Annotated in this window: 14 protein-coding genes; 6 read left to right on the top strand and 8 right to left on the bottom strand. The window is 61.1% G+C overall.

What is annotated here, in order from left to right:
* Both JKV55_RS05705 and JKV55_RS05700 read right to left on the bottom strand, forming a co-directional pair.
* Positions 1–615: aconitate B (locus JKV55_RS05705; protein WP_500814671.1), on the bottom strand; the 615-nt coding region annotated here is incomplete at its 3' end.
* A 212-nt stretch (positions 616–827) separates the two neighbouring features.
* Positions 828–3,071: a patatin-like phospholipase family protein gene (locus JKV55_RS05700; RefSeq protein WP_202083062.1), complete on the bottom strand. Its 2,244-nt coding sequence runs from the start codon at positions 3,069–3,071 to the stop codon at positions 828–830.
* Positions 3,072–3,275: 204 nt separating this feature from the next.
* Between JKV55_RS05700 and JKV55_RS05695 the strand changes: the two genes are divergently transcribed.
* On the top strand, positions 3,276–3,455 hold the full coding sequence (locus JKV55_RS05695) for a hypothetical protein (protein WP_202083060.1): 180 nt from the start codon (positions 3,276–3,278) through the stop codon (positions 3,453–3,455).
* A gap of 52 nt (positions 3,456–3,507) precedes the next feature.
* Here JKV55_RS05695 and JKV55_RS05690 read toward each other — a convergent pair whose 3' ends face one another.
* The 6 genes from JKV55_RS05690 to ampD all read right to left on the bottom strand — a co-directional run bounded on the left by JKV55_RS05690 (position 3,508) and on the right by ampD (position 13,525).
* Entirely contained in the window at positions 3,508–5,382 is a 1,875-nt protein-coding gene (locus tag JKV55_RS05690; protein WP_202083058.1) for a HAMP domain-containing methyl-accepting chemotaxis protein, read from the bottom strand.
* A 293-nt stretch (positions 5,383–5,675) separates the two neighbouring features.
* The gene (gene lpdA, locus JKV55_RS05685; RefSeq protein WP_202083056.1) at positions 5,676–7,103 is read right to left on the bottom strand and encodes a dihydrolipoyl dehydrogenase; all 1,428 of its coding nucleotides are present in this window, start codon (positions 7,101–7,103) and stop codon (positions 5,676–5,678) included.
* 152 nt (positions 7,104–7,255) lie between these two features.
* The gene (gene aceF / locus JKV55_RS05680; protein ID WP_202083055.1) at positions 7,256–9,142 is read right to left on the bottom strand and encodes a pyruvate dehydrogenase complex dihydrolipoyllysine-residue acetyltransferase; all 1,887 of its coding nucleotides are present in this window, start codon (positions 9,140–9,142) and stop codon (positions 7,256–7,258) included.
* 10 nt (positions 9,143–9,152) lie between these two features.
* A complete protein-coding gene (aceE, locus tag JKV55_RS05675; RefSeq protein WP_202083053.1) occupies positions 9,153–11,813 on the bottom strand; it encodes a pyruvate dehydrogenase (acetyl-transferring), homodimeric type in 2,661 nt (886 codons plus the stop codon).
* Between the two features lie 58 nt (positions 11,814–11,871).
* Entirely contained in the window at positions 11,872–12,633 is a 762-nt protein-coding gene (gene pdhR / locus JKV55_RS05670; protein ID WP_202083051.1) for a pyruvate dehydrogenase complex transcriptional repressor PdhR, read from the bottom strand.
* A 337-nt stretch (positions 12,634–12,970) separates the two neighbouring features.
* The gene (gene ampD, locus JKV55_RS05665; protein ID WP_202083049.1) at positions 12,971–13,525 is read right to left on the bottom strand and encodes a 1,6-anhydro-N-acetylmuramyl-L-alanine amidase AmpD; all 555 of its coding nucleotides are present in this window, start codon (positions 13,523–13,525) and stop codon (positions 12,971–12,973) included.
* An 83-nt stretch (positions 13,526–13,608) separates the two neighbouring features.
* Between ampD and JKV55_RS05660 the strand changes: the two genes are divergently transcribed.
* The 5 genes from JKV55_RS05660 (at position 13,609) to JKV55_RS05640 (ending at position 18,835) form a co-directional block, all read left to right on the top strand.
* Positions 13,609–14,121: a retropepsin-like aspartic protease family protein gene (locus JKV55_RS05660; protein WP_202083047.1), complete on the top strand. Its 513-nt coding sequence runs from the start codon at positions 13,609–13,611 to the stop codon at positions 14,119–14,121.
* Positions 14,122–14,177: 56 nt separating this feature from the next.
* Positions 14,178–15,020 (top strand): carboxylating nicotinate-nucleotide diphosphorylase, encoded by an 843-nt coding sequence (gene nadC / locus JKV55_RS05655; protein ID WP_237332698.1) that lies wholly within the window; start codon positions 14,178–14,180, stop codon positions 15,018–15,020.
* Positions 15,021–15,342: 322 nt separating this feature from the next.
* Complete coding sequence (locus tag JKV55_RS05650) at positions 15,343–15,825, top strand: pilin (protein ID WP_202083043.1); 483 nt, start codon at positions 15,343–15,345, stop codon at positions 15,823–15,825.
* 3 nt (positions 15,826–15,828) lie between these two features.
* Positions 15,829–17,544 (top strand): type IV-A pilus assembly ATPase PilB, encoded by a 1,716-nt coding sequence (gene pilB / locus JKV55_RS05645; RefSeq protein ID WP_202083041.1) that lies wholly within the window; start codon positions 15,829–15,831, stop codon positions 17,542–17,544.
* Between the two features lie 64 nt (positions 17,545–17,608).
* A complete protein-coding gene (locus tag JKV55_RS05640) occupies positions 17,609–18,835 on the top strand; it encodes a type II secretion system F family protein (protein WP_202083039.1) in 1,227 nt (408 codons plus the stop codon).
* The last annotated feature ends 35 nt before the right edge of the window (positions 18,836–18,870 follow it).

Here is an 18,870-nt window from a genome sequence, read left to right as displayed (position 1 = left end):
GGCGTTTTTCAGCATGGCCAGGGCGTGCAGCGGGATATCCGGGCGGGACCAGGCATCCTGGGCCGGGGACAGATCGTCGGTGTTGGTTTCACCGGGCACCTTGAACACCGTCATGGTGATCTTGTCGGCCAGGGCGGGACGGCCCAGGAACCACTCGGCGTCGGCCCAGGACTGCAGCACCTGCTTGGCATGGCCGTTGCCGGCCTTGGCCTTGTCGGCCACGTCGTGGAAAGAGTCGAACATCAGCAGGGTGTGGGACAGGGCCTTGGCGGCGATGGGCGCCAGGGCGGCGACGTCGAGCAATTCGATCAGCGGCTGGATATTGTAGCCGCCCTGCATGGTGCCCAGCAGCTCGGTGGCCTGGTCGGGGGACACCACGGGAGAACTCACTTCACCCTTGGCCACGGCGGCGAGGAAACCGGCCTTGACATAGGCGGCTTCGTCGACCCCGGGGGGGACGCGGGTGGAAAGGAGTTCATAAAGGAAGGATTCTTCGCCGGCGGGTGGGTTCTTGAGTAATTCAACCAGGGCGGCAACTTGCTCTGCATCGAGTGGCTTGGCAACCACTCCCTCAGCGGCACGTTCTTCGACGTGTTTACGATAGGCTTCAAGCACGACTGTATCCTCTTATTATCATTCGCCACCGTGGGCGGGAATATCCTTGTTGGGGGCTAGGCATCCTCGCGGACGCCGCAGCAGTATATAAGTTTTAACCGGGAATTAAAATCCGGCCTCCCCACCCTTTGGTCGAATGACGAATTAACCCCATGTTTTTAAAAAACTTTTGTGCTCCCTGCCGGCGCCAGTCACCCAACAAACCATTAACATCAGAAGCTGAACAGATTGCCGAAATAGAGATAAAAACTGTTTTTATCCCCTTCGCCATGGCCATAAGCCAGATATAACGGCCCCCAATTGGTGTCCACACCGATAAAAATACTACCGGCGGTCAGGGAGCTGTCCCAGCCCACCTCCGAGCCGGTATTCCATACCCCGCCCCGTTCCAGGGAGCCACCCAGGTACACCGGCGAGCGGAAGGCGCCAAAATCGTTGTCGAACCACCGATAGTGATAGAGCAGGCCGCCGAAGCCGCTGTAGCGACCACTGAGCTGATCGCTCTGGTAACCGGACAGGTTGAACAGCCCCCCCAGGCTGCGGGCAAAGGTGGGCACCTCCTGCTCGGCACTGGAGCCGCCGAAGACCAGCTTGCCGATCAGGGTGTGGCGGTCGAGCCGGTAAGGCCGCAACCATTCCAGTTCATAATCCAGGCCGGTGACACTCTCCTTGCCGCCGTTGATATCCAGGCTGTTGCGAAAATACCCCAGCCGCAGCTCCCAAGCCTGGCCACTGGTGGGGAAGAAGACGTTGTCCAGGGTATCGTGACTGAAACGCACATAAGGACCCATTGAACCTATATCCAGCCGCTCGTCGATATTGCGCGCCTCTATATCGCCGACCAGGCCCTGGAAGCCCAGGGCCAGTTCGCTCCAGGGACGCAGGTTATAGCCGAACTCGGTCAGCAGGCTCCAGGTGGCATAGTCGAAGTCCAGGGTGGTCAGCGGCCGGAACAATTCGAACTGGGGGTCCGCGGCGTCGAAGAAGAAGGTACGGCGGCGTTTTTCATACTCGCCGCGCACCTTCCAGAAGAAGTCGTAATCGGTGTCGAGCGGGGTATAGAACTCGGACGCCAGCTGCTTGTTGCTGCCGAAGGTCGCCTCCGCCAGCCACTCGCCGCCCAGCATGTTGATATTGGTGCGGCGGAACTGGGCGCCGATCTCGTAATTGGAATTACTGGAGAAATCATCCTCCAGGGCGAACTTGAAATCGACGAACCCGGGCCCCCAGCCTTTCTCGCTGGTTTGCACCGTCAGCACCTGCTCGCCGTCCCGCTCCTCGATGCGATAGCTGACCCGCTCGAAGGCATCCAGGGCATAGAGGCGGCGCACGCCCTGCTCCAGCTCCCGGGTCTGGTGAAACTGGCCCGGCACCACGCCCAGCACGTCACGGATCACCGCCTCGCTCAGGCCGGAGTTGTTTTCCACCGCGATCCTATCCAGGTAGACGGCGTCGGTGCGCTGCAGCTGGGCGCGCCGGTCCAGCTTGTGAGACTGATAGGCCAGGTATTCTTCCTCCGTCAGCGCCAGCGCCTGCAGCCGGGGCAGCATGGCCTCGGCCGCCGCCTCACCCCGGCGGATGGCATCCGGCATCAGGTTGAAGTCCCCTACCCCGATGCCGCCGATATTGGGGGAGATCAGGATGTCCTGCTCGGTCATCAGCGCCAGCTGCCGCTCGGTGCTGGAGCGGGTAAGGTAGTTGGTAAGCTGGCCAATCATCGCCAGGGCACTGTCGAGCCGGTCCCGGGGCAACATGGCGTCCCCGATATCCACCGCGATGACGATATCCGCCCCCAGTTCCCGGGCCACGTCCACCGGCATATTGTTGACCACGCCGCCATCGGCCAGCAGCCGGCTGTCGACCTCCACCGGTTGCAGCACCCCGGGCACCGACATCGAGGCCTGCATGGCGGTGGCCAGATGGCCATCCGCCAGTACCACCGGCGTGACGGTTTCCATGTCGGTGGCCACGGCCCGGAAGGGAATGGGCAAGTCGTCGAAGCTCTTCAACCCGGGCAGGTTGAGGGTGCTCCGGCGCAGCAGGGCGCCCATGGCCTGGCCCTGGAAAAAACCGCCGGGCAGGCTCAGCCGCCATTGCGGGTCTATACCGATATCGGTACGCAGCAGATATTCGTCGTTCTGCCGCTTACGCCGCAGCGACAGCTCGTCCCGCCCCACCTTGTCCTGGTAGCCCTGGTTCCAGTCCAGGCTCAGCATTTGCCGCTCCAGCTCGTCCGCATCCAGCCCCAGGGCGTACATGCCCGCCACATAGGCGCCCATGCTGGTGCCGGTGACGATATCCACCGGAATGCGGTGGGTTTCCAGCACCTTGATCACCCCCAGATGGGCGGCGCCCTTGGCGCCGCCGCCGCTGAGCACCAGGGCCACCTTGGGGCGTTCGGCCTGGGCCGGCATGGCTCCCAGTAACAACGTCAATAGCAGGAAATAGCGGCTCATGGCGGTTCGGCAAAAACGGGAAAAGAGTAAGCGCATTGTAGAGCGGGAAAGCAGGAATGGGGAGAGAGATGGCCCGACCTTCTGCAATGGCCCCCATACCCCACACCGGGGCTGCGACGAACGGCGTCAGTCGCAGGAGGGCGGGCCACTGCGCCCAGGCAGCAGGAGCAGTAAAATGGCGATCCGAATCGAAGGAAGCCTATCATGAAAAATCTGTTTATCGCCGTGACCCTGCTGCTCGGGCTGAGCGCCTGCACCACCACCCTGGGAGTGCGGGATGCCGAGCTGCGCACCCGGGATGCCAGCATCCGCATCAGTGACGGCGAGCGTCACCGGGGCGGCGGCTTCTGTCCGCCCGGGCAGGCGATGAAGGGTCGCTGTTAAGGCGCCGAGGGGTGAGGCATTACCCGCCTCACGCTTCACGCTTCACGCAGCATCAGGCCGGCAGCCGGAAGCGGCCGATCAGTCGCTGCAGCTCGGTACCCAGGCGGGCCAGTTCGGAGCTGCTGGAAGCCGTCTGCTCGGTGGCCGCCGCCGAATGCTCGGACACTTCCCGGATGCTGAACACCGAACGGTTGATCTCCTCGGCCACCGAACTCTGCTGCTCCGACGCGGTGGCGATCTGGCTGTTCATCTGCTGGATATCCGAGACCGAGCGGGTAATGGCATGAATGGAGTCGCCGGCCTCGTTGGCGATGGCCACCGTTTCCTCCGCCATGGACGCACTCTTGCCCATCATGGTCACCGATTCCTGGGCCTTGGCTTGCAGCCCCTGGATCAGGGTTTCTATCTGGGAAGTGGCCTGCTGGGTGCGTTGCGCCAGGGCGCGCACCTCATCGGCCACCACCGCAAAGCCGCGGCCGTGCTCACCGGCCCGGGCCGCCTCGATGGCCGCATTCAAGGCCAATAGGTTGGTCTGCTCGGCCACCCCCTTGATCACATCGAGGATGCTGCCGATATTCAGGCTCTCGCTTTCCAGCTGGTTGATGGTGGCCAGGGAACGACGCACCTCTTCGGCCAGCTCGTTGATATGGGCTATGGTCAGGGTCACCTTCTGATCCCCGGCGCTGGCGTCGGAGTCGGCGGTGCGGGCCGAGCCGAAGGCGGTTTCCGCATGCCGCGCCACTTCCTGCACTGTGGCGGCCATCTGGTTCATGGCGGTGGACACCTGCTCCAGTTCCATCCGCTGCTGGTTCACCCCGGTGCGGGTCTGCTCCGACACCGCCGACAGCTCTTCGGCGGAGGTAGCGATATGGCCGGCACTGTTGTTGAGTTCACTCACCAGTTGACGCAGGTTGAGGGTCATGGTCTGCATCCGGTCCATCAGCCGGCCCAGCTCATCCTTACGGTTATGGCGGATATCCTGGCTCAGATCCCCCTCGGCGATGCGGTTGGCCTGGGACACCAGCAGCTTGAGCGGATTGATGATGCCCAGGGTGATCAGCCAGGCAAACAACACCCCCATGATCAGCGCGGCAGCGGTGACCGACAAGATGATGATGCGCGACCAGTCACTCTCCCGACTCATGCTCGCCTGCTGATTGGCCAGCAAGGTGGTGGCGCCCTCGGCGATGGTCTGGGCCAGGCCATCGATACGCTCCTCCACCGCCACCAGGCCGTTGATGGCCTCGATAAAACGCTCCTGCTGCTGCTGGAACTGCTTGAGCAGTTCCAGCAGCTCCTTCACATCATCATCGGGCCTCATGTTGATCCGGTTCTCCAGGGTCACCAGCAGGCCGCGCAGGCGGGAGGAGAGCTGCATGGCATCGATCTCGTCCCGGCTCAGGGCAAAGTCTTTCTGGGTCAGGCGGATGCCCACCAGCCGCACCAGCCAGCTCATGGCACTGGAGTCGCTGGCGCTGAGGTATTCGGCCCGCTGCTGGGCGGAGAAGCCGAGGCCGTTCAGGTCGAAGATCTGGCGCTGGGCGTCTTCGTTGAGGCTGGCCATCTGGGTCAGCTCTTCTTCGAAAGTACGGGTACCGGCCAGGATCTGCTCGATCAGGGCCTGGTTTTCGGGCTCGGCCAGCGACTGTTGCAGCTCTTCCGCCAGCGTCCTGGCCTGCTGCACTATATCCTTGGCCCGGTTCAGCTCTTCGGGATCGTCCTGCAGCAGGTAGTTTTTCTCATGCTGGCGGGCCTTGCTGAACAGCAGGTCGATGGCGGCGGCCTGCTCCAGTTTCTGGCTCCGGTCGAGCACCGATGACAGGGTATAAAAGCTGATGACGGCGGTGGTGAGGGTCGCCAGCAGCACCAATGCAAAGCCCAGGGTCAGTTTCACCCTGACGCTCAAGTGACCTAATTTAGAGAGCATCTCGTATTCCTTTACTTGGTCGGAAATCGTTATTGTTGTTGTGACTGCTAACCATATCGGCTAATTGACAAAGATGTGAAGTCTTTCGTCGGAAAAGGTGATCCTTGGCACAAATGGGGTGGGAAGCTGGAAGCCATAATGCCACCTCACCAAATGCCAGTGCCAGTGCCAGTGCCAGTGCCAGTGCCAGTCTGGTATCCCCGTGTTCGGGGAAGAGAGCAAACAGAACAGCGGCGTGATCAAAAACGCCCGGCGGGAGCCGGGCGCTGAGATGACCAGTAAGAAGAAAAAGCTTATTTTTTCTTCTTGGCCTTGGGGTTCGGCAGGTCGGTGATGGAGCCTTCGAACATCTCGGCGGCCATGCCCACGGACTCATGCAGAGTCGGGTGAGCGTGGATGGTCAGGGCGATGTCTTCGGCGTCGGCACCCATTTCGATAGCCAGACAGATCTCGCCCAGCAGCTCGCCGGCGTTGGTACCCACGGTAGCGCCACCCAGGACACGATGGGTGTCCTTGTCGAAGATCATCTTGGTCATGCCGTAGGACGAATCGGAGGCGATGGCACGGCCGGAAGCAGCCCAGGGGAAGCTGGCCACTTCATAGTTCAGGCCTTTTTCCTTGGCTTCCTTCTCGGTCACACCCACCCAGGCCACTTCCGGCTCGGTGTAGGCGATGGAAGGAATCACTTTCGGGTCGAAGTAGTGCTTCATGCCGGCGATGACTTCGGCGGCCACATGGCCTTCGTGCACGCCCTTGTGCGCCAGCATCGGCTGACCCACGATATCGCCGATGGCGTAGATGTGCGGCACATTGGTACGCAGCTGCTTGTCGACATTGATAAAGCCGCGCTCGTCCACCTTGACACCGGCTTTCTCGGCATCCAGGGACTTGCCGTTGGGGGTACGGCCGATGGCCACCAGCACGGCGTCGTAGGTCAGGGTCTTGCTCTCGCCCTTCTTGTCTTCCACGGTCACGTGGATACCGTCATCCTTGGCTTCCACCTTGGTGACCTTGGTTTCCAGCATCAGGTTGAACTTGTCTTTCACCTGCTTGGTGAAGATCTTGATCAAGTCCTTGTCGGCGGCCGGGATCAGCTGGTCGAACATTTCGACCACGTCGATCTTGGAGCCCAGGGCATGGTAAACGGTGCCCATTTCCAGGCCGATGATGCCGCCGCCCATGACCAGCAGCTTCTCGGGGATTTCCTTCAGCTCCAGCGCGTCGGTGCTGTCCCAGATGCGCGGATCTTCGTGGGGGATAAAGGGCAGCTTGATCGGGCGGGAGCCGGCCGCGATGATGGCGTTGTCGAAGGTCACGGTGGTGTTGCCGCCCTCGCCTTCCACCACCAGGGTGTTGGCGCCGGTGAACTTGGCAAAACCGTTGACGACCTTGACTTTACGCATCTTGGCCATGCCGCCCAGGCCCTGGGTCAGTTGACCGATCACTTTTTCTTTATGACCGCGGATCTTGTCCAGATCGATTTGGGGCTCGCCAAAGGTCACGCCGTGGCTGGCCATCATCTTGGACTCTTCAATGACCTTGGCGATGTGCAGCAATGCTTTGGAAGGAATACAGCCGACGTTCAGACAAACGCCGCCCAGAGTGGAATAACGCTCGACTAGTACAGTTTCCAAACCCAGATCGGCTGCACGGAAAGCGGCGGAATAACCGGCAGGACCCGCGCCCAGTACCACAACCTGAGCTTTGACTTCTTGACTCATGGTGACCTCTATTATGATTTTTAGCCCCGTTTAAGCAATGGCCACTGGACGGACCAGACTCAATATGACCACTACTAAATAAACGGGCCAAAGTTTACTGTTCTGCCTGTAAAAAGAAAGTAAAAAGGCAGGCGAATGCCTGCCTTGTCACATTAAAGGGCCAAACGACGAAGGTCGCTCAGCACCCCACTCAGCATGGTGATGAAGCGGGCACCGTCGGCGCCGTCGATCACCCTGTGGTCGTAGGACAGCGCCAGCGGCTGCATCAGCCTGGGCACGAATTCCTTGCCGTTCCATACCGGCTTGAAGTCGGACTTGGACACGCCCAGGATGGCCACTTCCGGCGCGTTCACGATGGGCGTGAACTGGGTGCCACCGATACCGCCCAGGGAGGAGATGGTGAAGCAGCCGCCCTGCATGTCGGCCGCGGTCAGCTTGCCGGCCCGGGCCTTCTTGGAGATTTCGCCCAGTTCCAGCGCCAGCTCGCGAATGCCTTTCTTGTTGACATCGCGCACCACCGGCACCACCAGGCCGTTGGGGGTATCCACCGCCACGCCGATGTGCACGTACTTCTTCATCACCAGGGTCTGGCCGTCTTCCGACAGGGAAGAGCAGAACTTGGGGAAGGCTTCCAGCGCCTTGGCGGCGGCCTTCATGATGAAGATAAGCGGGGAGATCTTGTAACCCAGCTTCTGCTTGTCGGCGATGGCATTCTCTTCCTTGCGGAAGGCTTCCAGATCGGTGATGTCCGTCTCATCGAACTGGGTGACGTGGGGGATCTTGACCCAGTTGCGGTGCAGGTTGGGGCCGGAAATCTTCTGGATGCGGGTCAGCGCCACTTCCTCGATTTCACCGAACTTGGCGAAATCGACCTTGGGCCAGGCCAGCACTTCCAGGCCGTTGCCGGCGACGGCCACGCCCGCAGGCTGGTTTTCCACCCGCTTGATGATGGCCTTGACGTAGTTCTGTACGTCTTCCTTCAGGATGCGCTGTTTCGGGCCGCTTGCCGGCACCTTGGACAAGTCCACACCGAACTCGCGGGCCAGGCGGCGCACCACGGGGGTGGCGTGCACATAGGCGTTGTTCTCGACGAAGTCGCCCTTGGCAGCCGGAGCGGCAGGCGCAGCGGCTTTCGGCGCAGCGGCGGCCGGAGCGGCTTCTGCCTTGGGAGCGGCGGCAGGCGCGGCAGCCGGGGCGGTCCCCTCGGCCTCGAACACCATCACCAGGGAGCCGGTAGAGACCTTGTCACCGGCGGCGACCTTGATCTCCTTGACCACGCCGGCGAAGGGCGCGGGCACTTCCATCGAGGCCTTGTCGCCTTCCACGGTGAGGATGGACTGGTCGGCGGCTACCTTGTCGCCCACCGCCACCATCACCTCGGTGACTTCCACTTCGTCACCGCCGATATCGGGCACGTTCACGTCACGGGCGACGGAGCCGGTTGCAGCCGGGGCCGGCGCGGCCTGCTGCTGGGCAACCGGGGCCGGGGCGGCAGCGCCAGCCACTTCGAACACCATAATCAGGCTGCCGGTGCTGACCTTCTCGCCCACGGCGATCTTGATCTCGGCCACCTTGCCGGCGAAGGGCGCGGGCACTTCCATCGAGGCCTTGTCGCCTTCCACGGTGAGCAGGGTCTGCTCTTCGCCCACGCTGTCGCCGACCTTGACGGCGATATCGGTGACTTCCACCTCGTCACCGCCGATGTCAGGCACCTGTACTTCCTTCAGGGCGGAAGCGGTGGCGACCGGTGCAGCCTCGGCCTTGGCGGCCGGTGCTTCGGCTACGGCCGGGGCGGCGGCTTCGCCACCCTCGGACGCGAACACCATGATCAGGGAACCGGTGGCAACCTTGTCGCCCACCGCTATCTTGATTTCCTTCACCACGCCGGCGGCAGGGGCAGGAACTTCCATCGACGCCTTGTCGCCTTCCACGGTCAGCAGCGACTGCTCTTCGCTGACCTTGTCGCCCACGGCCACCAGGATCTCGGTGACTTCAACCTCATCCGCGCCGATATCCGGCACCAGAATATCTTTAGACATGTGTTACCCCTTATGCGTACAGCGGGTTGATCTTGTCGGCGTCGATGCCGTATTTGGCGATGGCATCGGCCACTACCTGCTTGTCGAGCTCGCCCAGCTTGGCCAGTTCGTTGAGGGCAGCCACCACCACGTAGTGCTTGTTCACCTCGAAGTGGCGACGCAGGTTTTCGCGGCTGTCGGAACGGCCGAAACCATCGGTGCCCAGCACCTTGTAGCCGGCGGACGGCATAAAGGCCCGGACCTGCTCGGCATAGTTCTTCATGTAGTCGGTGGCGGCGATGGCCGGCGCCTTGCCCATCACCTGGGCGATATAGGGCACCCGCGGCTCGGCGGTGGGATGCAGCATGTTCCAGCGCTCGGCGTCCTGACCGTCGCGGGTCAGTTCGTTGAACGAAGGCACGCTGTACACGTCGGAGCCGATGCCGTATTCCTCGGCCAGGATCCGGGCCGCTTCGCGCACGCCCACCAGTATGGTGCCGGAGCCCATCAGCTGGACCTTGCCCTTGCCGCCTTCCACGGTTTCGAGCTTATAGATACCCTTGCGGATACCTTCCTCGGCGCCCTCGGGCATGGCCGGCTGGTGGTAGTTCTCGTTCAGGGTGGTCAGGTAGTAGTACACGTTTTCCGGGTTGTCGCCGTACATGCGGCGCAGGCCGTCCTGTACGATCACCGCCACTTCATAGGCGTAGGTCGGATCATAGGTGATGCAGTTGGGGATGGTACCCGCCAGGATATGGCTGTGACCGTCCTCGTGCTGCAGGCCCTCGCCGTTGAGGGTGGTACGACCTGAGGTCGCGCCCAGCAGGAAGCCGCGCGCCTGCTGATCACCGGCCGCCCAGCACAGGTCGCCGACCCGCTGGAACCCGAACATCGAGTAGTAGATGTAGAAGGGGATCATGGGGCAGTCGTTGGTGCTGTAGGAGGTGGCGGCCGCCAGCCAGGAGGACATGGCGCCCAGCTCGTTGATGCCTTCCTGCAGTACCTGGCCTTGCTTGTCTTCCTTGTAGTAGGCCACCTGCTCGCGGTCCTGCGGTACGTACTGCTGGCCGTGCGGGTTGTAGATGCCGATCTGGCGGAACAGGCCTTCCATACCGAAGGTACGGGCTTCGTCGGCCAGGATGGGCACGATACGCTCGCCGATGGACTTGTCCTTCAGCATGATGTTGAGCGAACGCACGAACGCCATGGTGGTGGAGATTTCCCGTTTCTGCTCTTCCAGCAGCGGCGCGAACTCGCTCAGAGCGGGAATGTCCAGCTTGACGGTGGTTTGCGGCAGGCGGGTGGGCACATAGCCTTTCAGCGCCTGGCGACGGGTGTGCAGGTATTCATGCTCGCGGCTGCCTTCCTCGATCTTGATGTAGGGCAGCTTGGGCAGCTCTTCGTCGGTCACTTCGATGTTGAAGCGGTCGCGGAAGTGCTTGAGCGAAGACATGTCCATCTTCTTGACCTGGTGGGCGATGTTCTTGCCTTCGGCGGCGTCGCCCATGCCGTAACCCTTGATGGTCTTGGCCAGGATGACGGTCGGCTTGCCCTTGGTGTCGGCGGCGTTCTTGTAGGCGGCGAACATCTTGGCGGGATCGTGACCACCCCGGTTGAGGGCGAAGATCTCTTCGTCGGTCATGTCCTTCACCAGCTCCAGGGTCTCCGGATACTTGCCGAAGAAGTGCTCGCGCACATAGGCGCCGTCCTTGGACTTGAAGTTCTGGTAGTCGCCGTCCAGGGTTTCGTTCATCAGCTGGACCAGCTTGCCGGACTTGTCCTTGGCGATCAGTTCGTCCCAGCGACGGCCCCAGATCACCTTGACCACGTTCCAGCCGGCGCCGGTAAAGATGCCGTCCAGCTCGTTGATGATCTTGCCGTTGCCGACCACGGGGCCGTCCAGGCGCTGCAGGTTACAGTTGACGATAAAGCACAGGTTGTCCAGCTTCTCGCGCGCGGCGATGGTAATGGCACCCTTGGATTCCGGCTCGTCCATCTCGCCGTCGCCCAGGTAGGCGTACACGCGCTGCTCGGAGCAGTCCTTCAGGCCACGGTCGGTCAGGTACTTGAGGAAGCGTGCCTGATAGATGGCGTTGATCGGACCCAGACCCATGGACACGGTGGGGAACTGCCAGAAGTCCGGCATCAGCTTGGGATGCGGATAGGACGGAATGCCCTTGCCGTCCACTTCCTGGCGGAACATGTCGAGCTGGGCTTCGGTCAGGCGGCCCTCGGCGAAGGCGCGGGCGTAGATGCCGGGGGAGATGTGCCCCTGGAAGAATACCAGATCGCCGCCGTCCTTCTCGTTGCGGGCACGGAAGAAATGGTTGAACGCCACTTCGTACATGGTGGCGCTGGACGAGAAGGAAGACATGTGGCCACCCAGGTCCAGGTCTTTCTTGGAGCCGCGCAGCACTATCATGACCGAGTTCCAGCGGATGATGGCGCGGATCCGCCGTTCCAGATCCCAGTTACCCGGATATTCAGGTTCTTCGTCGGTCTTGATGCTGTTGACGTAATCTGAGTGGGCATTTCTGGCCACGGCCACACCGGATTTAATGGCCTTGGTGGTGAGCCGCTCGTAAATATACTGCGCGCGCTCAGGTCCTTCTTGACGGATCAAAGACTCGAGGGCGTCGAGCCACTCTTGAGTCTCTATTGAATCCACATCGTTTTTCAGGATATCAGACATGGCTGTTTCCTATCTCGTTTGGGGCACCTGCCCATGGGTTTCGTCGTTGCCGGCGTTATTATTCCTGCTGACGGGTACGGCGCAGGGAGCGCTGGATGCGGCTTTCCTCACGCTGCATGTCGAGCAGGGTTTCTTCAATAAAGGCCAGGTGCTCATGACAAGCATCCCTTGCCTGTTCCGGCTCGCGGGCAAGGATGGTCTGGATCAGATTGGCGCGATGTACGCGGATCTTTTCCACCATGCCGGCGCGCCGGTTGAGAATCTTGATATTGCGCAAGATGCTGGACTCCAGCATCGGCTGTATGGCCCGCAGCAAATGCAGCAACACCACATTGTGCGCCGCCGCCGCCACCGCCAGGTAAAACTCGGCGGCGGCCTTGGCTTCGGCCGGTAAGTCCCCTTTTTCCTGCGCCTTCACTATGGCCTGCTGGGCCTCGCGGATAGCGTCGAAATCCGCCTCGGTGCCGCGCAGCGCCGCATAGTAGGCGGAGATGCCCTCCATGGTGTGACGGAACTCCAGCAGGTCGTATTGCGACTCCGGATGCTCTGCCAGCAATTGGAACAGGGGATCGGCCAGGCCCTTGCTCAGGGCGTTCTGCACATAAGTGCCGCCGCCCTGACGCCGGGATACCAGACCGCGCGCTTCCAGCTGTTGTATGGCCTCCCGCACCGAGGGACGCGATACCGCAAACTGTTCGGCCAGCTCCCGCTCCGGCGGCAATCGCTGTCCGGGTTGCAGGCTGCCCTCCACTATCATCTGCTCCAGTTTGGCGGCGATGGTGTCGGCAAGTTTTGGCTGTTTGATGCGCTGATATGACATGCGGTCCGGCTTAGAATTGGTAAGACCAATTAACACTGTTAAAAAAAGGTATCAGAGAGCCAGTTGAATGTCTATCCATTTTGTACGGATTACATACAAAAAAATAAAAAACCCACGTCATTCGGGCGGAAAGCCATAACCCTGGCTAAAAAGGGAAAAAATCAAGCAGATAAAATTGGTAAGACCAAAGAAGAGGATGCAGCGGGAGAGAAATTTCCAAATGAAGGAGAATGTTGCAGTGCGTTATTTCAGCCTGCTTCTCCCGGCTGGCACCACGGCGGAGCCAAGCCGGGGGAAGCCGGTCACAGCAAGCCCGAGACAGGGATCCGGGAGCGGCTCAGCCGGTGGTCAGCATCGCCCTGAACCTTGCCCAGTCGAACCCCGGGCCCGGATCCGTCTTGCGTCCCGGGGCAATATCACTGTGGCCGGTGATGCGCTCGGGGGTAATGGCCGGGTAGGCCTGCATCAGCAGCCGGCTCACCTCGGCCAGCACCTGGTACTGGGCATGGGTATAGATGCCGGTATCGGTACCTTCAAGTTCGATACCCACGGAAAAGTCATTGCACTTGTCACGCCCCGCAAAGCAGGACAGCCCCGCGTGCCAGGCCCTGAGCTCGAAGGGTACATACTGCACCAGTTCGCCGTCGCGGCGGATCAGGCAATGGGCCGATACCCGCAGCCGGTGGATGTCGGCAAAATAAGGATCCCCGGCGGGATCCAAACGCCCCATAAAGAGGTCATCTATATAAGGACCGCCAAACCGCCCCGGCGGCAGGCTGATGCAATGCACCACCAGCAACGAAATTTCGTTGCCGGGCCGTTCGTCCCTATGCGGAGACACACAATGACGGGCCGGGTGCAGCCAGCCCGGCGCCGTTAACAGAAAAGACATATCAACCCCAAACCAAGCATCACCGGGGATATACTAACAGTTTAACGTCCCGCTGCAGCAAGCAGGTGTGCGAGGAGTGAACAATGGCGAACAACGACGACGCCCCGCGAAAAACCGGACGTGTTATGTGGCTGCTGGTGTGGGTTCTGGCACTGGCGTTGTTGACCTGGTTTTTCCAGCAGAAACTGGAGCGGGACTACCACCCCAACCAACAGCTGCAACTGCTCGACAGCCGTACCATAGTGCTGGAGCAAAACCGCCAGGGTCATTACCTGATAAACGGTGACATCAACGGTGAACCCGTGGTGTTTTTACTGGACACCGGCGCAACCCAGGTGGCCGTGCCTCGGCCGGTCGCCGAACAGCTGGCCCTGCCGGTGGGGCGGACACTGCTGTTGAACACCGCCGCCGGCCAGGTAACCGGCTATCGTACCCACATTAAAACGTTGTCGCTGGGGCCCCTCACCCTGTACGATCTGGATGCCATTATCATGCCCAGCCACAACAGCGAAGTGCTGCTCGGCATGAATGCCCTGCGCCAGTTCGAGCTGACCCAGCGGGGCTCGCAATTAACCATCAAATACCTGGCGCCCTGAGCGGGGCGCTACAGAACAACTACGTGAACCAAGGTAAGGCTCAGATGCAAAACACCATGCTGGCTCAAGAAATCCGTTTCAACGTTACCGCCGCCTTAACCGAAGATCTGGGCGGCACCCTGGATCCCAGACAGGACATTACCGCCCAACTGCTGCCGGCAGACCAGCAGGTAACGGCCCACCTGATCACCCGGGAAGACGGCATTTTCTGCGGCCGCGCCTTTGCCACCGAGACCTTTCTGCAGCTGGGGGCCGAAGTGAAACTGCACTGGCAGGTAGAGGACGGCGATGCGGTCAAGGCCAACCAGCGCCTGCTGACCCTGACCGGCCCGGCCCGGGCCCTGATGACGGGTGAACGCACCGCCCTGAATTTTATCCAGACCCTGTCGGCCGTGGCCACCACCACCCGCCGCTATGTGGACCTGTTGGCCGGCACCCAATGCCGCCTGCTGGATACCCGCAAGACGGTGCCCGGCCTGCGCCATGCACTGAAATACGCGGTCACCTGCGGCGGCGGCCATAATCACCGCATGGGCCTTTATGATGCCTACCTTATCAAGGAAAACCATATTTTTGCCTGCGGCGGCATTGACAAGGCCATTGCCGAAGCCCGCCGGCTGCAGCCGGAAAAGCCGGTGGAAGTGGAGGTGGAATCCCTGGACGAACTGGGCCAGGCGCTGGCGGCCGGCGCCGACATCATCATGCTGGACAACTTCAGCGTGGCCGACATGCGCGCCGCCGTGGCCACCGCCGCCGGCCGTGCCAAGCTGGAAGTCTCCGGTAACGTCACCCTGGAGACCATTGCCGATTACGCCGCCACCGGCGTGGACTATGTCTCGGTAGGGGCGCTGACCAAGCATATCCGCGCCATGGACCTTTCCATGCGGGTCGAAGGCTGAAACGGGACGCCAACTGTTATCATGCCCTGGGTGTGAACATCCTCTCCTTGGTCGCACCGCCCCTCATTCCTGTGCCGGCGTTCAATCCATGGATTGCACGCCGTAACCCACGGCCACAATGCCGCCTCTTCCCCTAAATGCCCCCTTCTCATGCGGAGCATGGGAAGAAGGCAGGGACAAAACCCAAACGAAACCCTTTCTTTGATATCGCCCCTATTTGCCCTCACAGAGATGCAAAACCCTGCCGCCTTGGCTATAGATCTTTAGTTGAGCCAGCTCACCCACCAAGACCAAGACGGACTTTCAAATCAAGGATGATGATATGAAAACCCCCACCCTTGCCCGCCAGGGCGGTTTTACCCTGATCGAACTGATGATTGTCGTGGCGATAGTGGCAATACTGGCGACGGTGGCCCTGCCGGCGTATCAGAACTATACCAAAAGAGCCAAGTTTAGTGAGGTGATAGCGGCGGTAGGACCGGCCAAAACCGCCGTTGAAGTCTGTATTCAAGGCTCCGGCTCCCCTATAGATAACAGCCTTATGACCACCTGTGCAACCGCAGGTGCAGGGGCCGTAACCGGCTCGTACAATGATAAAGTTGTAGCCAGTGTGATAGCTGAACCAGCTGAAAATTCGAGTAATGGGATAGTCATCACCGCCGCTGGAGCTCCAGGTATATTTGGGAGCTCAGGAGAAGATGGAAACGCTGAAAATATTACCTTCACCTTGAAGGGTAATGTCCAAACAAACCGGCAAGTACTCTGGACAATAGAAGGCTCCTGCCTCGGCAAAGGCCTTTGCTAGCCCATGACCCTACCCATCAACAGCATCAGAAGCGGTCTGGCCAGAAGCCTGGCCGCCGCCTCCCTTCTGTCGCCCGACGAACTGGACCGGGCCCAGAGCCAGGCCCGCCAGGAAGGCAAGCCGCTCAGCACCGTGCTGGTGGAGCAGCATCTGCTGCCCAGCAGCACCCTGGCGCGCTTTTGCGAGCAGGAATTCGACCTGCCGCTGGTCGACCTGAACGACGTTGAGCCGGATCAGCTGCCGCCGCAGTATCTCAGCATGGACCTGATTGAGCGCCATCATGCGGTTCCCATCTGCCTGCAGGGCAAGGTGCTGTACCTGGCCATGTCCGATCCCACCGATGTAGCGGCGCTGGAAGACTTCAGCTTCCGCTTCAATCTGGTGACCGACGCCCTGCTGGTGGAGGAAGACAAGCTGCAGCAACTGCTGACCCGGCTGCACCAGGGCGGCCGCAACGGCGGGCTCGATCTGGAGCACATTGAGGATACGGATATTTCCGGGCTGGAGCTGGACGATGGCCCGGCCGAGCACGATGCGGATATGGACAATACCGACGATGACGCCCCCATAGTGCGCTACATCAACAAGATCCTGCTGGATGCGGTGCGCAAGGAAGCCTCCGACCTGCACTTTGAACCCTATGAGCGCTTCTATCGTATTCGTTTCCGGATAGACGGCCTGCTGCACGAAATTGCCTCGCCACCGGTTAACCTGGCCACCCGTTTTGCCGCCCGGATCAAGGTCATGGCCAGGCTGGATATTGCCGAGCGCCGGCTGCCGCAGGACGGCCGCATCAAGCTCAAGCTGAGCCGCAGCAAATCGGTGGACATGCGGGTCAACAGCCTGCCCACCCAGTGGGGGGAGAAAGTCGTTATTCGTATCCTGGGCAGCTCCGGCGCCAGGCTCGACATCGATCAGCTCGGCTACGAGGAGCACCAGAAGCAACTGTATCTGGCCGCCCTGCGCAAGCCCCAGGGCATGATACTGGTGACCGGCCCCACCGGCTCGGGCAAGACGGTATCACTTTATACCGGCCTGAGTATCCTCAACACCGTAACCGCCAATATCTCCACTGCCGAAGACCCGATAGAAATCAACCTGCCCGGCATCAACCAGGTACAGATCAACCCCAAGGCCGGACTGACCTTCGCCCATGCCCTGCGGGCCTTTCTGCGCCAGGATCCGGACATCATCATGGTGGGGGAAATTCGCGATCTGGAAACCGCCGAAATCGCGGTAAAAGCCGCCCAGACCGGCCACCTGGTGCTTTCGACCCTGCACACCAACTCCGCCACCGAAACCCTGACCCGGCTCGGCAACATGGGGCTGCCGGCCTATAACATCGCCTCTTCCGTTTCCTTGATCATGGCCCAACGACTGGCGCGCAAGTTGTGCCCGCACTGCAAGACCCGGGAGCAGGTGCCGGAAGATCAGTTGCTGGCGCTGGGCTTTAGCCCTGCCCAACTGGCCAGAGGCGTTGAACTGTACAAAGCCGCCGGCTGCAACCGCTGCACCGGCGGATACAAAGGCCGCATCGGTATTTACGAAGTGCTGCCGATGAACGACAGGCTGGCCAACCTGATCATGGAAGGCGCCAACGCCCTGGCCCTCGCCAGGGCGGCGGAACAAGACGGCATGGTCAGCCTGCGCCGGGCCGCGCTGGAAAAAGCCAGGGCAGGCATGATCAGCCTGGCCGAAGTCAACCGCATCAGCGGCTGATGCCGCATTGCAGGACGCTTGCGCCGCCGGCCTCTTCAGGCCTTACTCGTAACAAGGACGCGCTATGCCAACGACCAAAAGCGGCAAGGTACATCCCTATCAATGGGAAGGCGTGAATCGTCGTGGGCAGAAAGTCTCCGGCTTGATCCAGGCGATGAGCGTACAGGCGGTAAAACGGGAACTGCAACGCCAGGGGGTGAGCGCCACCCGTGTGCGACGCAAAAGCCGGAGTCTGTTCGCCCACGGCAAAGACACCATCAGGCCGATGGACATCGCCGTGATCACCCGCCAGATTGCCACCATGCTGGGAGCCGGGGTACCCCTGGTGCAAACCCTGCAACTCATTTCCCGCTCCTACCAGAAAAGCAGCATTCGCGAACTCACCGGCCTGATAGCCTCGGACGTGGAAGGCGGCACCCCGCTCTCGGACGCCCTGAGAAAATTCCCCCGCCAGTTCGATGATCTTTATTGCAATCTGGTGCACTCGGGCGAACAGACCGGGGCGCTGGAGCATATATTCGACCAGGTGGCCATTTACCGGGAAAAAGCCGAAGTGCTCAAGTCCAAGATCAAAAAAGCCATGTTCTATCCGGCCATGGTGATTCTGGTGGCCATGGCCGTGACCGCCATACTGCTGCTGTTCGTCATACCGCAGTTCGAGGACATTTTTGCCGGCTTCGGCGCCCCCCTGCCCGCCTTTACCCAGATGGTGATCACGCTGTCGCGCTGGGTGCAGGCTTCCTGGCTGTATATTCTGGCCGGGACGGCGGCAACGCTGCTTCTCTATGCCCGCGCCTGGCGCCGGTCCCAGCAGGTGAGGGATGCCACCGACCGCGCTACCCTGCGTATCCCGGTGGTGGGCACCATACTGCACAAGGCCGCCCTGGCCCGCTTTGCCCGCACCCTGGCCACCACCTTCTCCGCCGGCATTCCGCTGGTGGAGGGGCTGGTCTCCTCGGCCGGCGCCGCCGGCAACGTGGTGTACCGCAAGGCCATCATGCAGATGCGCAACGAAGTCACCGCCGGCATGCAGATGAACCTGGCCATGCGCACTACCCAGCTGTTCCCCGATATGGTGGTGCAAATGGTGATGATAGGTGAAGAATCCGGCGCCATCGACGACATGATGAACAAGGTGGCCAGCATCTACGAGCGGGAAGTAGACGACGCGGTAGACGGCCTCACCAGCCTGATAGAGCCCATCATCATGGTGGTGTTGGGTATTCTGGTTGGCGGCCTGGTCATTGCCATGTATCTTCCCATCTTCAATTTGGGTAGTGTTATCCGCTGACGCTGGCAGCTGGGCGGGATGGTGCAGGCCTGAAC

Source organism: Zobellella iuensis (assembly GCF_016746085.1).
GTDB lineage: Bacteria > Pseudomonadota > Gammaproteobacteria > Enterobacterales > Aeromonadaceae > Oceanimonas > Oceanimonas iuensis.
Note: the sequence above shows the minus strand (reverse complement) of the source record. Positions and strands in the feature narration are given on the sequence as shown.

What these genes read in the sequence shown, in the direction of transcription:
- JKV55_RS05700 (WP_202083062.1), bottom strand. Translation starts at nt 3,071, where the DNA reads ATGAGCCGCTATTTCCTGCTATTGACGTTGTTACTGGGAGCCATGCCG.
- JKV55_RS05695 (WP_202083060.1), top strand. Translation starts at nt 3,276, where the DNA reads ATGAAAAATCTGTTTATCGCCGTGACCCTGCTGCTCGGGCTGAGCGCC.
- JKV55_RS05690 (WP_202083058.1), bottom strand. Translation starts at nt 5,382, where the DNA reads ATGCTCTCTAAATTAGGTCACTTGAGCGTCAGGGTGAAACTGACCCTG.
- lpdA (WP_202083056.1), bottom strand. Translation starts at nt 7,103, where the DNA reads ATGAGTCAAGAAGTCAAAGCTCAGGTTGTGGTACTGGGCGCGGGTCCT.
- aceF (WP_202083055.1), bottom strand. Translation starts at nt 9,142, where the DNA reads ATGTCTAAAGATATTCTGGTGCCGGATATCGGCGCGGATGAGGTTGAA.
- aceE (WP_202083053.1), bottom strand. Translation starts at nt 11,813, where the DNA reads ATGTCTGATATCCTGAAAAACGATGTGGATTCAATAGAGACTCAAGAG.
- pdhR (WP_202083051.1), bottom strand. Translation starts at nt 12,633, where the DNA reads ATGTCATATCAGCGCATCAAACAGCCAAAACTTGCCGACACCATCGCC.
- ampD (WP_202083049.1), bottom strand. Translation starts at nt 13,525, where the DNA reads ATGTCTTTTCTGTTAACGGCGCCGGGCTGGCTGCACCCGGCCCGTCAT.
- JKV55_RS05660 (WP_202083047.1), top strand. Translation starts at nt 13,609, where the DNA reads ATGGCGAACAACGACGACGCCCCGCGAAAAACCGGACGTGTTATGTGG.
- nadC (WP_237332698.1), top strand. Translation starts at nt 14,178, where the DNA reads ATGCTGGCTCAAGAAATCCGTTTCAACGTTACCGCCGCCTTAACCGAA.
- JKV55_RS05650 (WP_202083043.1), top strand. Translation starts at nt 15,343, where the DNA reads ATGAAAACCCCCACCCTTGCCCGCCAGGGCGGTTTTACCCTGATCGAA.
- pilB (WP_202083041.1), top strand. Translation starts at nt 15,829, where the DNA reads ATGACCCTACCCATCAACAGCATCAGAAGCGGTCTGGCCAGAAGCCTG.
- JKV55_RS05640 (WP_202083039.1), top strand. Translation starts at nt 17,609, where the DNA reads ATGCCAACGACCAAAAGCGGCAAGGTACATCCCTATCAATGGGAAGGC.